Origin of the sequence: Burkholderia sp. BCC1972 (genome assembly GCF_905339605.1) — a bacterium.
Lineage (GTDB): Bacteria > Pseudomonadota > Gammaproteobacteria > Burkholderiales > Burkholderiaceae > Burkholderia.
This window is the reverse complement of the sequence record NZ_CAJPGH010000018.1, coordinates 50,244-63,247: the sequence shown is the minus strand read 5'-3', so window position 1 is coordinate 63,247 and position 13,004 is coordinate 50,244. Positions and strand designations below refer to the sequence as shown.

At 69.4% G+C, this 13,004-nt stretch carries 12 protein-coding genes; 8 read left to right on the top strand and 4 right to left on the bottom strand.

Going from position 1 to position 13,004, the window contains the following annotated elements; genetic code table 11:
• Positions 1 to 45 precede the first annotated feature (45 nt).
• Both U5798_RS24040 and U5798_RS24035 read right to left on the bottom strand, forming a co-directional pair.
• Positions 46 to 327: a hypothetical protein gene (locus tag U5798_RS24040; RefSeq protein ID WP_322083439.1), complete on the bottom strand. Its 282-nt coding sequence runs from the start codon at positions 325 to 327 to the stop codon at positions 46 to 48.
• Positions 328 to 429: 102 nt separating this feature from the next.
• Positions 430 to 2,115: a metallophosphoesterase family protein gene (locus U5798_RS24035; protein WP_322083438.1), complete on the bottom strand. Its 1,686-nt coding sequence runs from the start codon at positions 2,113 to 2,115 to the stop codon at positions 430 to 432.
• A gap of 335 nt (positions 2,116 to 2,450) precedes the next feature.
• On the opposite strand from U5798_RS24035, the gene U5798_RS24030 reads away from it, so the two are divergent.
• The 4 genes from U5798_RS24030 to U5798_RS24015 all read left to right on the top strand — a co-directional run bounded on the left by U5798_RS24030 (position 2,451) and on the right by U5798_RS24015 (position 4,669).
• Positions 2,451 to 2,750, top strand: a complete 300-nt coding sequence (locus U5798_RS24030) for a YXWGXW repeat-containing protein (protein WP_322083437.1) — start codon at positions 2,451 to 2,453, stop codon at positions 2,748 to 2,750.
• Positions 2,751 to 2,976: 226 nt separating this feature from the next.
• Entirely contained in the window at positions 2,977 to 3,762 is a 786-nt protein-coding gene (locus U5798_RS24025; RefSeq protein WP_124447148.1) for an RNA polymerase sigma factor, read from the top strand.
• On the top strand, positions 3,759 to 4,178 hold the full coding sequence (locus tag U5798_RS24020; RefSeq protein ID WP_322083436.1) for a hypothetical protein: 420 nt from the start codon (positions 3,759 to 3,761) through the stop codon (positions 4,176 to 4,178). The genes U5798_RS24025 and U5798_RS24020 overlap by 4 nt, the downstream gene beginning before the upstream one ends.
• On the top strand, positions 4,175 to 4,669 hold the full coding sequence (locus U5798_RS24015; RefSeq protein WP_124447152.1) for a periplasmic heavy metal sensor: 495 nt from the start codon (positions 4,175 to 4,177) through the stop codon (positions 4,667 to 4,669). The genes U5798_RS24020 and U5798_RS24015 overlap by 4 nt, the downstream gene beginning before the upstream one ends.
• Before the next feature lie 48 nt (positions 4,670 to 4,717).
• Here U5798_RS24015 and U5798_RS24010 read toward each other — a convergent pair whose 3' ends face one another.
• Positions 4,718 to 7,684: a M48 family metallopeptidase gene (locus tag U5798_RS24010; RefSeq protein WP_322083435.1), complete on the bottom strand. Its 2,967-nt coding sequence runs from the start codon at positions 7,682 to 7,684 to the stop codon at positions 4,718 to 4,720.
• A gap of 302 nt (positions 7,685 to 7,986) precedes the next feature.
• Here U5798_RS24010 and U5798_RS24005 point away from each other — a divergent pair, with 302 nt between their 5' ends.
• The 4 genes from U5798_RS24005 to U5798_RS23990 all read left to right on the top strand — a co-directional run bounded on the left by U5798_RS24005 (position 7,987) and on the right by U5798_RS23990 (position 11,766).
• Entirely contained in the window at positions 7,987 to 8,781 is a 795-nt protein-coding gene (locus U5798_RS24005) for a hypothetical protein (RefSeq protein ID WP_322083434.1), read from the top strand.
• A gap of 147 nt (positions 8,782 to 8,928) precedes the next feature.
• Positions 8,929 to 10,323, top strand: a complete 1,395-nt coding sequence (locus U5798_RS24000) for a DUF1800 domain-containing protein (RefSeq protein ID WP_322083433.1) — start codon at positions 8,929 to 8,931, stop codon at positions 10,321 to 10,323.
• Between the two features lie 2 nt (positions 10,324 to 10,325).
• A complete protein-coding gene (locus tag U5798_RS23995) occupies positions 10,326 to 11,483 on the top strand; it encodes a DUF1501 domain-containing protein (protein ID WP_124447160.1) in 1,158 nt (385 codons plus the stop codon).
• Positions 11,484 to 11,547: 64 nt separating this feature from the next.
• Entirely contained in the window at positions 11,548 to 11,766 is a 219-nt protein-coding gene (locus U5798_RS23990) for a YXWGXW repeat-containing protein (RefSeq protein WP_124447162.1), read from the top strand.
• Between the two features lie 34 nt (positions 11,767 to 11,800).
• Here the strand turns inward: U5798_RS23990 and U5798_RS23985 are convergent, their stop codons facing one another.
• A complete protein-coding gene (locus U5798_RS23985) occupies positions 11,801 to 12,994 on the bottom strand; it encodes a tyrosine-type recombinase/integrase (RefSeq protein WP_322083432.1) in 1,194 nt (397 codons plus the stop codon).
• Positions 12,995 to 13,004: the final 10 nt, after the last annotated feature.

Below are 13,004 nucleotides of genomic sequence, written 5' to 3'. Positions count from 1 at the left end.
GGACTCGTGTGTACGGCCTGCGGTCGATTCAGGCGCGCGAATCGGTCACGCGTCGTCGATCCGCCATGCGGCGCCGATTGCCGACAACGCGTGTCCGATCGCGTCGAGCATGGCGCGCCGCGTCGGCCCCAGCGTCGTGACCAGGAAGAATCCGTCTTCGTCGGTCGTCAGGCTGAGCAGCGGCCACGCGCCGCTGTCATCCCGAACGTCGAGCCGTTGTCGGCCGGGATCGATGTCGATGCTGCCATACGCCTGCCGCAGGGCATGCGCGATGGCATCGAATGCGGCGGCTGACGGGATCGTGTGGATGCGATATTCGAAACTCATCTGCGCGGCCCGGTGTGCGAGCCGGGCAGTCTAACCCGTGCCGCGGCATCCCGTCCTCGCAGGCAGCGCAACCGGCGCCCGCCGCAGCGGGCGCCGGCGTGATTACCGCTCGCGCCGCTTCTTGCTCAGCTCGATCGTTTCGAACAGCTCGTACTGCGCGGTCGGGTGCTGGTCGGCACCCGGCGCGTGGTAGTAGCGCATCGTGATCGTCGTGTGCCCGCCCGGCTTGCCCGGATCGTGGTCGAACACGGCAATCCCGTAGCCGGTGCCCGTATCGCGGCGCGCGGACCAGATCGCATCCTCGAGCGCATCGGCCGGCTGGCGCACGAACGTGTTCGGCGTGCTGCCCGGCACCGGCCGGTTCGGCTTCGTGAACACCTTCGCACGCGCGAAACCGGTCGACGGGTTTTCGCCGTACACGTCGAGCGGTGCGCTGGTGCCGCCGCCGCCGAGGATCAGGTGGATCGTGCCGTGGCTCGTGTCGAACTTCGTGCGGTCCGGGTCGTTCGAGCCGACCGGGCGCGGCTGCAGCGTCTCGACCACTTCGCCGGTCGTCGCGTCGACGCCTGCGCGGTGATTGCAGCCGCGCACCGGGTAGCTGCGTTCGTAGTCGTGATCGTGGCCGCACAGCACGAGGTCGACGCCGTAACGATCGAACAGCGGCAGCCACGCTTCGCGAATGCCCTTGTCGGAGCCGTTGCCCGTCTTCGACGAACTGAGCGCGTCCTGGTGCATCTGCACGACGGTCCAGTCGATGTCGTCGTCATGGGCGGCGTGACGCAGCGTGCGTTCGAGCCAGCGCGTCTGCTCGCCGTTGCTGTAGCCGCGCACGTAGAACGACGTGCCGGGTTCGATCGGCGGGCGGCCCGTGCTCGCGGCCGGCACGAGCGGCGCCGGGCCGCCGACGAATGCGGCGGCGTCCTGGTACACGACATCGTCGGCATCGAGCGACACGAACAGCACCGAGCTCACGCGGAAGCTGTACCAGCGGCCGGGGAAGTGCGTGCCGTTCTCCGGCAGCGTATAGCGCGCGAGATACGAGTCGAGCCCCTGCGGGCCGTTGTTGAACTCGATCTCGTGATTGCCGGGGCAGGGCATCCACGGGCGGTTCGCAGCCGACGTCTGGTTGTTGTTGCCGAAATCGCGCCACACCTCGGGCTGGTGCGCGGGGTTCAGGTTCGCGTAGCAGAGGTCGCCGTTCAGCAGGTGGAACAGCGGCTGGAACTGCTCGACGGCCTGCACCGCGAAGCGGCTTTGCGGCGACGACAGCACCCACGCGCCGTTCGGCGTCGCGAGATCGCCGTAGCTCGTGAAGCGGAACGGCGCACGGCCGCGCGGCGCCGTCGAGAAGGTCGCGGAGAACGGCTGCGCGGCGTTGCCGTCGTTGTCGGCGGTGATCTCGTAGCGGTAGTGCGTATCGGGCTTCAGCCCGTGCACGCGCGCGTGGTACGTGAACACGGTTTCGCCGTTCAGGCCGTCGGTGTACAGGCGCTGGACGCCGTGCACGGTACGCGCCGGCTCGCCGTCGGCGACGATGCGCGCACGCGGGTTGACGGCCGGCGCGAGCGATGCCCACGAGATCACGACCTCGGACGTCGGGTCGTTGCCCCACGTCAGGTGGACCTGTTCGGGCGTGCCGTCCGGATTCGAGGCGGCGGCGCGCGCGGCCGCGAGGCCGCCGGCAGCGGTGGCGAGGCCGGAGACGCCGGCCAGTTTCAGGAAGCCGCGACGCGATACCGAGGCGGCCGGCTCGTTCGGCTGATCAGGGGAAGTGTCCTGGTTCGACATGGTCGGTGTTTTCGTGGGTGGGGACGCGAGAGGGTGGAACCGCGCGGCCATGCGCGAGCGCGGCCGGGGCGTGGGCCGGAAACGAGCGGGATCCCGGTCGCATGCATTGTCGAAGGGCAGTTTTGCCGCGATGTGACAGCCCCGCAACCCGGCGCGGGCGGCCGCCAATACGCAGGATCTCGCAGGATCTTGCCGAGCGGCACCGCGGCACATGCCGACGCCACGTCGGTCTCCCCGAAATTTATTTGCAGACTCCGCGACGGATTCCGTTCGCCGGCGCCGTTTAACGCATGAACGACCGCAACCGGTCGATGCCCGTTACTTCGGAGTCTTTCATGAAACTTTCTGTTCCACTGCGATTCGCCGCGGCATGCGTGGCCGCGCTGGCGGCCTCCGCGTCGTTCGCGCAGGCCGTGATCGTCGCGCCTTACGCGCCGCCGCCGCCGCGCGTCGAAGTGCTGCCGGCGCCGCGTGCGGGCTACGTCTGGGATCAGGGCCACTGGCACTGGCGGCAGGGCCGCTACGTCTGGATTCCGGGCCACTGGCAAGTGGTGCGCGTCGGTTACCACTGGGTGCCCGGCCATTGGGCCGCGCGCGGGCCGGCCTGGCGCTGGGTGCCCGGTCACTGGGCGTGACGCATGCGCCGCCGCATGGCACGCGGTGCCGGCGCGGCAGTTACTTCGTGCAACATCATGAGTCGAAGCCATGCCTTTTCGAACCATCGTGATCCTCGCGGCCGCAGCCATCGTGCTGGCCGGCTGCGTCGTGGTACCGGCCCGTCCAGTGTATTACCGGCCCGCGCCGGTCGTCGTATATTGAGCGCGCCGGCCGCCGGTCGCGCGGCCGGCCGACAGGATCGACATGCCGCGCGAACCGGATGTCGATGAAACGGACATGGCCGACGCCGTGTGCGATGCCGGGCGCGATGCGCGCGGCAGTGCCGAACAGTCGGTGTGGCGCCGTCCGGTGATGGCCCGACGCATGCAAGGAGAGCACGACGATGAGCTTCAGCCGGGCGGCGGGTACCCCTGCCGTGACAGTGCGGCGCCCGCGCGCCGCGCGACGGAGCAGGCGGCGTTGAACGATCGCGGCGACCGCGATCCGGACGCGGAACTCGTCGCGCGCGTCGGCGCGCGCGATTCGTCGGCCGTGCGCGTGCTCGTCGCACGCAAGCTGCCGCGGCTGCTCGCATTGGCGACGCGCATGCTCGGCGACCGGAACGAAGCCGAGGACGTCGCACAGGAGACGTTCTTGCGAATCTGGAACCAGGCGCCGCGCTGGCGCGAAGGCGAGGCGCGCTTCGACACGTGGCTGCATCGCGTCGTGCTGAACCTGTGCTACGACCGCCTGCGCGGCCGGCGCGAGGAGCCCGTCGATACGCTGCCCGACGTGCCCGACACGCAGCCGGAGCCGGCCGCGCAGGCGGAGCTGCGTTCGCGCGATGCGCGCGTGCGGCAGGCGCTGGCCGCATTGCCGCCGAGGCAGCGGGAAGCGCTCGTGCTCCAGTACTATCAGGAAATGTCGAATGTGGAAGCGGCCAACCTGATGGGCATCACCGTCGATGCGCTGGAAAGCCTGCTCGCCCGCGCGAGGCGCAACCTGCGCGCGCAGCTGGCCGGCGACCCACCTAGCGAGGACAAGCGATGACACCCGAACGATTTCGCACCATCGTCGCCGCGTACGGCTCGGACGCGCGGCGCTGGCCGGCCGGCGAGCGCGCGGCCGCCGAGGCGTGGGCGCACGCGAACCCGCGCGAAGCGCTGCTCGCACTGGACGACGCAGCCGACCTCGATGCGTGGCTTGCATGCGATGCGGTCGCGCCGCCCGCGCCGTCGCTGGTCGAGCGCATCGTCGCGACGGCGCCCGCGCCGCAGCGCGCACGCAGGCGCGGCAAAGTCTGGTGGTCGGGCGCGGCGTTCGCGGGCGTCGGCCTGGCCGGTGCGCTCGCGGGCGCGGTGGCCGTGTCGATGCTGATGTTCGGCGGCGCGCCGATGTCGCAGCATGAACCGGGCTATCTGACGACGACGTTCGGCGGCCCGAGCGTCGACTGGAGCGATGAATGACTGAACGTGGCTGGAAATTCATCCTCGTCGGCTCGGTCGTGCTGAACGTGTTCATGCTCGGCGCGATCGGCGGCGGCGCCTATCAGTGGTTCTCGACGCATCGCGACCTGCATGCGGCGGGCGCCCCTGCATCGCGCACCGCATTGCGTTTCGCGGCGGACGAATTGCCCGATGCACGGCAGCGCGAATTCGCGGCCGCGCTGAAGGCGGCGCGCAAGACCGGGCGCGATTTCGCGCGGGAAGGGCGAGACGGCCGGATCACCGTGCTGGACCTGCTCGCCGCGCCGCAACTCGATCGTGCGGCGATCGATGCCGCGCTCGACCGCACACGCGCGGCCGATACCGCGATGCGTGCGCAGGTCGAACGCAGCGTCGTCGATTTCGCGGCGACGCTGACACCCGACGAGCGCGCGAAGTTCGTCGACGGGTTGCAGCGCAGCGGGAACTGGCGGTTGCCGCCGAAGAAGCGGGGCGTACCGGAGAGTCAGTAATCGTCGTCGCGAGCCGGCATTGCGGCTGGCGTCACCGAGCGCACGGTCCTACTTGCCGACGCTGTTATCGAGGCGGCTCGCCGTTGCCGTCCGGCTGATTCGCACCGCGGACGCGTCGTCGGGAAAATGCGCGAGTCGTGCCGCCAGCGCCTGATCGAAGCCGGGTGTCGTTCTCGCGAGATCCAGCCAATTCCGCAGATAGGGAGAGTCCGGCGCATCGTATCGCACGTGCGACAGCACCATCGCCGCCGCCGCGTTGCCACCGGCGGCGCGCACCAGGGTCTCGGGTGCGACGACATTGCCTGCGTCCAGCACGGTGCGCGTCGTGCCGCCGTCCTTCGTGCGAATGCTGGCCGGCGGCCGGGTAAAGACGTAGTCGGCCGAAGCGGGCTGCCATCGCAGCGGCGCGAGCCAGTGCGGCGGCGGCGCGGCTGCGCTGCCGTAGGCGGCCGTCCACAGGCGCAGCGGCGCAGCGGCGGCGACGGTGTAGACGAACCGCGCATGCAGAAAACCGAGCGGCGCATCGAACGACTCGATCGGCTCGCCATCGGAAGTCGTGCTGACGATACGGATATCGCGGCCGCCGTGAACGGTCACGTCGGCTGACGCACCCGGTTGCAGTTCGACGTGCCGTCCGTCGATCGTCGCGGACACGGTGCGCGCGAGGCCGTTGTACACGGAGACGGTGACGCGGCCTTGCATCCAGCCGAACACGAGCACGGATCCCACGATTCCGAGTGCCACGGCCGCGCGCGCAATCCCGGGAAGCACGCCGCTGGCCGTGCCGAAGCGCTCGCGAAAGGTCGGCTGGTCGACGTGCAGCACGCGCTCGGTGCCGACGACCAGCGTGTCGTACGCGGCCGGAACGGATGGCGCCGGCGGCGGCGCATCCGTCGCCGGTGCGCCGGAACCCGCATGGGCGGCGGCGACGATCGCTTCCGCGCGCAGCAGTTCGTCGAGCGTGGCGCGGCGCAACGCGGAAAGTTGACCGGCCGCATGCTGGACCCAGCCGCCGGCGGCACGCAGCCAGTCGTCTATGTTGCTTCGTACAGGCTCGCCGAGCGCGAAATACCCGAGCGCGTCGGGCCAGGTGTCGATGCCGAGCGCGGCCAACACGGACGCGCCCGGGCGTACATCCTCCGCATGGTGGAAGACTTGTGCCAATGCACGCTGCAGCTGCTCGGCCGCGCGGACGATTTGGCCAATGCCGTGCTCGGTGATCGTCCCGCCCGCCGTGGCGCGCTGCCGCCACAGCGACAGATGCGCGTGAGCGTCGCGCACATTCGCTTCGGTGTGCTCCGCATAGTGAAGCAGGCTCAGCAAGCCTTCGAGATACGCGCGCCATGGTGGCGACAGCGTGTCGGCGGCGGCCAGGTGGGCGCTGCGTACCGCCTTCAGCACCGCATGCAGGCGACCGCGGGCGGTGGATCGCTCGGCATCGACCGCATCGATCGCGCCGGGCAACTCGGCGCGCCGGAGTACCCGGCCGCGGTGGCGGATGACCCCGTCGATCGCTTGATAGCGCCCGTCGCGCAGCGAGCAAAGCAGCGCATGCTCGCGATCGAGCTTGCGCAGCCGCTCGAGGTCGTGGCCGATGGTGGCAGGGTACAGCGTGTCGGTATCGAGCGGACCGGCGCGAGTAACGCGCTCCGTCAACGACTGCACGGACCGCGCGTGCCGGGTAGCCGGGAAACCCATGTAGATGCCGCGATATTGCGGCCCAAGATGTTCCTGCACGAAATGTTCGTCCAGTTGCCGCAGCGAAACGTCGGGATCCACCGGCGCGTATCCGGTGTCGCCGACCAGCGCGGCCGTCAGGTGCTCGCGCAGGCTGGGCGCGTCGTCGAACAGGAGCCACGCGCTGCGTTCGTCCACGGGCGCGGCGAGATACGTGCGTTTCGCGTTTTCCTCCCGTTCGTGATTCTGCGGGTGCGTGGCCCACATGCGCGGCGGCTGCGCGATTTCCCGATCGAACACGCGGAACGCGCCGGCTGCGTCCGCCGGCACCTGCGGGCGCTGGCCGTAAGCCGGATCGTTGTAGATGCGGCCGAGGCGATCGGCAAAAGCCAGCTGCACGACGAATGCATCGCGCGGCGGCCGGCCGTTGGCGACTTCTCCGCGCAGCAGGCCCAATGTGCGGTCCCATGCGTCGTCCGCAATCTGCAACCGGTGCAACGCATGCACGATGGCATCGCTGCCGGTCAGCGACACGGCGACCAGGTCGGCTTGCATCTCCATTTCACGCGACAGCGCACGTTGCGCGACGACAACCAGGCGGAACGCCATGTCGATGATCGATCGCAATGCCCAGACGGCGAGACCGAGCAGCCAGCCGATCCACGAGATGCGCACGTCCAGGTTCGACAGGCGGTGCAGCACGCGGTCGAGGAGGTCGCGCTGCGCCACGATATGGACGGCGATCTGCTGCGCGGTGTAGACCCATCGGCCCAGCGCCATCGACCGCTGCGCGAAATGCCCGAACTCATGCGCACACACCGCCTTGAATTCAGTGAGATTGAGCATGTTGACGAGCGCGAGCCCGATCTCCAGATGCTTGAGCGAAGGCCGAACCAGATTCAGCAACGACAGGTCGTAGAACACGGCCGCATTGACCCGCGCACTGACGAACACCTTGTTCGGGGGCGGCGCGCCGGCGTCTTCCGCGATACGTTCGAGGAACGCGAACAGCCGCGGCTGCTGTGCGCGCGTCAATTCAACGCGGCCCGTACTCTCGTCTTTCCGGACGAAGAAGAGGGCCTTGGCCAGGAATACCGCCAGGAACAGGCTGCCGCCGCACGAGAGCCATTCGGGCAACCCGGCCGACCCGCCATCCAGCGCGAGCCGCAGTGCACCGGTGATTGCCGAGAAGGCGAACCACGCGGTCAGCGCGAAATACAGCAGGATGAACAGCACGAGGCCCGCAACCGCCAGCCACACGTTGCGGCGATACGCGGTGCTCGCGCGCGTGAGTCCGGCCGGCACGTCGCGTGGCCCGGCGGGGTAAAGAGTGACCATCGTGTTATCGACCCATGAGCGTAAGCAGCGCGTCTGTCGCGCGATTAGGACATCGGACTGTGACAGCCGATCGATCGTGCCGGCATGGCGTTTCCTGGAATCGCGAGGCCTTCGAAGGCGAGATGAAAACCGGATGAAAGCATTCGCGCCGCGTTGCGTATTCGAAACGCCCGACCGGCAAAAATCGCCACCCACCGAAAAAAAAGATCAGGCAGAATAAGCCGCCGTGTCGTTTCGGACTGGCAAACAAATATCAATGAAACGCGCATGCCGGGGCGTATTCCGGAATTCGGGGGAATGCCATGTTCGTCTTCTGGGGGCGGAAGTTAGTCTATCGCAAGCAAGGCTACGTAGCGGACTTCTGTCCGATCTGCCGAACGCCGCGTACGTTCGAATTGCAGCGGGTCGGCTCCGCCGGTCATGTCTACAACATCTCGGTTGGGGAAGGGCGGCTGGTCGGATATCAGCGAACTTGCCAGACTTGCCGAACGCCGGTCAAGAGCGAGCTGTCCACCTATGCGAGCGTGTCGCCGAAGGCCGCGCCGCTGCCGGAGCTGACCGCGCAGACCTTTCCGAATCTGGAATCGGCATGGAGAGACCGGCTCGTTCTCGAAGAGCGGGTACGCACCGCGCTCCCATCGCTGCAGCCCGACGAGCGACAGACGCTGATTCGCGATCCGTTCGTTGTGCTATCGACGAAGGCCGAACGCTATTTCGCATCGAGCCGGGTCAACTGGCGAGACATACTCGCGATATTCGTCGCCTTCGCCGTCGCGATCGTAGGGTCCGTGACGGTCGGCATGGTCGCACCGGACGCGACGAACTACGGCATCTATTTCTTCATCGCGCTTGGCATATTGATCGTCGTCATGCAGATCAAGGCGACGGGGCGTCGTTATATGGTCAAGCAGATTGTCCCGCCGCTCGCGTCTGCGCTTGCGCCATTGCAGCCGACCCGGGAGGAAATCGATTCGGCGTTTCGCGAACTGGGTCTTTCGCAGCCGCGGATGGCGCGCAAGCTGCCGATCGAGGCGTTGATGTCGAGCCTGTCCGGCAAGCATGCTGCGGGGCTCGGCGACGCGGGTGCCGGCCGCTGAGGTAACCGTACGCGCCTGACGGCGATTGAAAGCAAACAGCAAGCCATCTGGTTCACCGGCCGCGAAGCACAAATATTTCGCAGTCCCGCGACGGATTTCCCGGCGCTCCCGCGTTGAACGTGGGTACGCACCGCGAGAGAGCCCGTCATGGATCACCCGAACGACATCGCGCCGGCCGCGATCGCGCTGAACCGCTTCGGTCTCGGCGCGCGGGCCGACGAAGCGCCGCCAGCAGACCCGAAGGCGGCACTCGTCGCGCAATTCGATCGTTACGACGCACGGCCCGCCGCGTGGGCCGGCGAGCCCGATGCGGTGGCGCTCGCCACGCGTTTCGCGAATGCACGCAACGCGATGACGGGCGACGACGCGGCCGCGAAGCGTGCGATCGGGCAATCGATCCGGCGCGACGGCTACGACGCCTATCGCAGTGCCGTCGCCGCCCGCATGAACAGCGCGCTGAACACGCCCGCGCCGTTCGTCGAGCGTCTCGTGCATTTCTGGGCGAACCATTTCGCGGTCTCGGTCGACAAGGGGCAGGTGGCTGCCTATGCGGGCGCGTTCGAACGCGACGCGATCCGACCGCACGTGCTCGGCCGCTTCGAGGACATGCTCGTCGCCGTCGAGCAGCATCCCGCGATGCAGGTGTTCCTCGACCAGGCACGCTCGGTCGGCCCCGACAGCCCGGCCGCGTTGCGCGCCGAAGCGCGCAATCCTTCGGCAAAGCGCGGGCTCAACGAGAACCTCGCGCGCGAAATCATGGAGCTGCACACGCTCGGCGTGCGCACCGGATACACGCAAGCCGACGTGACGGAATTCGCGCGCGCGCTGACCGGCTGGAGCATCGCCGGCGGCCGCGGCCCGCAGCCGGGCGATGCCGCTCCCGGTGCATTCGTGTTTCGCCCGAAGCTGCACGAACCGGGCACGCGCACGGTGATGGGACGCACCTACGACCAGACGGGCGAAGCGCAGGCGCGCGCGATCCTGCACGACCTCGCGCACTCGGACGCAACCGGCCGGCACATCGCGTTCCAGCTCGCACGTCATTTCGTCGCCGACAATCCGCCGCCCGCGCTGACCGACCGGCTGGCCCGCGCGTTCGATGCGAGCGGCGGCGACCTGCCGACCGTCTATCGCGCGCTCGTCGATGCGCCCGACGCGTGGTCGCCGGTCAACCGCAAGTTCAAGACGCCGTGGGAGTGGGCCGTATCGTCGCTGCGCGGGATCGGCTGGAGTGATACGGGCGACCTGAAGGCCGCGCCGCTGCTCGCTCAGCTCGGCCAGCCGGTGTGGCGGCCGGGCTCGCCGGCCGGCTACGACGATGTCGCCGCGAGCTGGGCTGCGCCCGACGCGCTCGTGCGCCGCGTCGAGATTGCACAGCGGCTGGCCGCGCGCACGGGCGACCGCCTCGATCCGCGCACGCTCGGCAACACGCTGCTGGCCGGTTCGATGAGCGCGGCGACCGCGACTGCGCTGTCGCGTGCCGAAAGCGCGACCACGTCGCTCGCGCTGCTGCTCGTTTCGCCCGATTTCCAACGGAGATGACCATGGCCCTGTCACGCCGACAATTCCTGAGCGTTGCCGCCGCGGGTGCGGGCGCGATCCTCGTCGCGCCGCGGATCGTGTTCGCGAACGTCGCGACCGACCGGCGCTTCGTGTTCGTGATCCAGCGCGGCGCGGCCGACGGCCTGAACATCGTCGTCCCGTATGCGGAACCCGCGTATGCGTCGCTGCGCGGCCCGCTCGCGATCGACACGGCGGCCGCGACGCGGCTCGACGGCACGTTCGCGCTGCATCCGTCGCTCGCGCAAACCGCGCAGCTGTATCGCGACGGGCAGGCGCTGTTCGTTCATGCAATCGCGTCGCCGTATCGCGACCGCTCGCATTTCGACGGCCAGAACGTGCTCGAAACGGGCGGCCGCGCGCCATACCAGGTGAAGGACGGCTGGCTGAACCGGCTCGCCGCGCTGCTGCCGGCGACACGCGAAAACGCGATCGCGTTCGCGCCGACCGTGCCGCTCGCGTTGCGCGGCGCCGTGCAGGCCGCGTCGTATGCGCCGTCCGGTTTGCCGGCCGCGCCGGACGACCTGCTCGCGCGCGTGTCGTCGCTCTACGAGGCCGACGCACAGCTCGGCCCGCTGTGGCAGTCGGCGATGGATGCGCGCGGCCTCGCCGGCGACGCGCATGCGCGCCAGGACCCGACCGGCGTCGGCAAGCTCGCGGCGACGTTCCTCGCGCGCGACGACGGCCCGCGGATCGCGATGATCGAGACAGGCGGCTGGGACACGCACAGCGCGCAGAACGCGCGGCTCGCGAACCAGTTGAAGGCGCTCGACACGATGCTCGCTGCGCTGCGCGACGGCCTCGGGCCCGCCTGGCAGCAGACCACGGTGCTGGTCGCGACCGAGTTCGGCCGCACGGCGGCCGCGAACGGCACGGGCGGCACCGACCACGGACAGGCGTCGGTCGCGATGCTCGCAGGCGGCGCGGTGGCCGGCGGCCGCGTGATCGCCGACTGGCCGGGGCTGCGGCCGGGCGACCTGTACGAAGGGCGCGACCTGAAGCCGACTGCGTCGCTCGACGCGCTGATCTCGGGCGCAGCGGCCGAAAGCCTGCGGCTCGATCCGCGCCGCACGGCAGCCGCATTGTTCGCGGAAAGCGGCACGACGCGGCCGCTGAGCGGCCTGATTCGCGGGGCCGCGTGACGCGGCGCATGCCGCGTTCGTGCTGTCGACCGATTACACGATTACACAACAGGGAGAATTGACGATGAAGATGCGATCCGTTTCGCTTGCGGTGCTGGTGAGCGCGAGTTCCGTGCTGATGTCCGCCTGCGTGGTCGAACCCGTGCGGCCGCCGCAGCCGGCGCCGCTCGTCGAGGTGGCACCGCCGCCGCCTGCACCGGGCTATCGCTGGGCCAAGGGGCATTACCGGTGGGCAGGCAATCACTGGGCGTGGGTGCCGGGGCACTGGGTGGCGGTGTACTGAGCGGGCGTGACGTGCCTGACGGTGCGGATAGCGGCTACCACCCGATCCGGTGCTTCTCCTCCGTTTCGCGATGCCGCCAGTCGTCGTCCGCGTGCAGGTACTGGCTCGTCGTCGTCAGCGACACATGGCCGAGATTGTCGCGCACGAGCCGCAGGTCGACGCGGCCGTCGGCCATGTGCGAGCCTGCGCTGTGGCGCAGCCAGTGCGCGGACGCCTGTTCGAGCACGCGTGCCTGCTGGTCGCCGGCTTCGCCGTTCGCGCGCAGCCGGTCGGCCGCGTGCCGGAATACCTGCTTCACGATCCGGTGCAGCGCGGCACGCGTGAGCGGCTTGCGCGTCCGGCCGACCGGCAGCACGAGCGGCGTGGGCTCGCCGTCCGACGGCAGCGCGGCCAGGCCATGCGCGCGCCGGTAGCGCGACAGCTCGGCCATCATCTCGTCGGTGGCCGGCACGAGCCGCTGCCGTCCGCCTTTGCCCGTCACGTCGAGCCACCAGCGGTCGTGCCCGTTCGCATCGCGCCGGCAGAAGAACTGCCCCATCGTCGTGTCGGCCGCTTCGGTGATGCGCAGCCCGCCGAGATACAGCAGCGTGAACAGCCAGCGCGCGCGATCCGCATGGAAGCACGCGCGCGCATCGTCGCGCGGCATCGCGGCGATCGCCTCCTTGACCGACTGCCACAGCGGCTGCCCGAGATGGCGCGTGACGCGCGGCGCGGGCCGGCGCTGCCGTTGCCGCGACAACGCGAGCGGGTTGCCGGCCAGATAGCCGGCCTGCACGAGCCACGAGAACATCACGTTCAGGATCACCAGCGCCTGCCGCTGGCTGGCCGCCGACAGCGGCCCGTAGAACGGCCGCCAGCGCGGATCGTCGCGCGGATGCTTGCGGCCGCCGTTCGCGCACCACAGGTCGGCCGGCGCGGGCGCGAGCAGGAACTGCCGGTAGACGACGAGATCCTCGTGCGTGAGCGACGACAGCGGCTTGCCGCACGCGATCACGGCCCACAGCAGCAGGCGCTCGGCTTCCTTGCGGTAGTTCTGGAACGTGGTCGGCGTATCGACGAAGCGTGCGAGCCACGCGCGCACGGCGTCGAGATCGTTGGTCGCGGCGATCTGCGGATGCGCGCTGCCGGAACGGTTGGAGCCGGTGCGTCCGTCGAGCGCGGCCGGTACGGTCAGCGTATCGATCGGCAGCGGGCGCAGCGCGGCGTCGGACGGAACGGGTGAGGGCATGCGAAGGGCG

Coding starts and splice junctions, on each gene's coding strand:
- U5798_RS24040 (WP_322083439.1), bottom strand. CDS start 327: ATGAGTTTCGAATATCGCATCCACACGATCCCGTCAGCCGCCGCATTC.
- U5798_RS23995 (WP_124447160.1), top strand. CDS start 10,326: ATGGCCCTGTCACGCCGACAATTCCTGAGCGTTGCCGCCGCGGGTGCG.
- U5798_RS24015 (WP_124447152.1), top strand. CDS start 4,175: ATGACTGAACGTGGCTGGAAATTCATCCTCGTCGGCTCGGTCGTGCTG.
- U5798_RS24010 (WP_322083435.1), bottom strand. CDS start 7,684: ATGGTCACTCTTTACCCCGCCGGGCCACGCGACGTGCCGGCCGGACTC.
- U5798_RS24005 (WP_322083434.1), top strand. CDS start 7,987: ATGTTCGTCTTCTGGGGGCGGAAGTTAGTCTATCGCAAGCAAGGCTAC.
- U5798_RS23990 (WP_124447162.1), top strand. CDS start 11,548: ATGAAGATGCGATCCGTTTCGCTTGCGGTGCTGGTGAGCGCGAGTTCC.
- U5798_RS23985 (WP_322083432.1), bottom strand. CDS start 12,994: ATGCCCTCACCCGTTCCGTCCGACGCCGCGCTGCGCCCGCTGCCGATC.
- U5798_RS24000 (WP_322083433.1), top strand. CDS start 8,929: ATGGATCACCCGAACGACATCGCGCCGGCCGCGATCGCGCTGAACCGC.
- U5798_RS24020 (WP_322083436.1), top strand. CDS start 3,759: ATGACACCCGAACGATTTCGCACCATCGTCGCCGCGTACGGCTCGGAC.
- U5798_RS24035 (WP_322083438.1), bottom strand. CDS start 2,115: ATGTCGAACCAGGACACTTCCCCTGATCAGCCGAACGAGCCGGCCGCC.
- U5798_RS24030 (WP_322083437.1), top strand. CDS start 2,451: ATGAAACTTTCTGTTCCACTGCGATTCGCCGCGGCATGCGTGGCCGCG.
- U5798_RS24025 (WP_124447148.1), top strand. CDS start 2,977: ATGCCGCGCGAACCGGATGTCGATGAAACGGACATGGCCGACGCCGTG.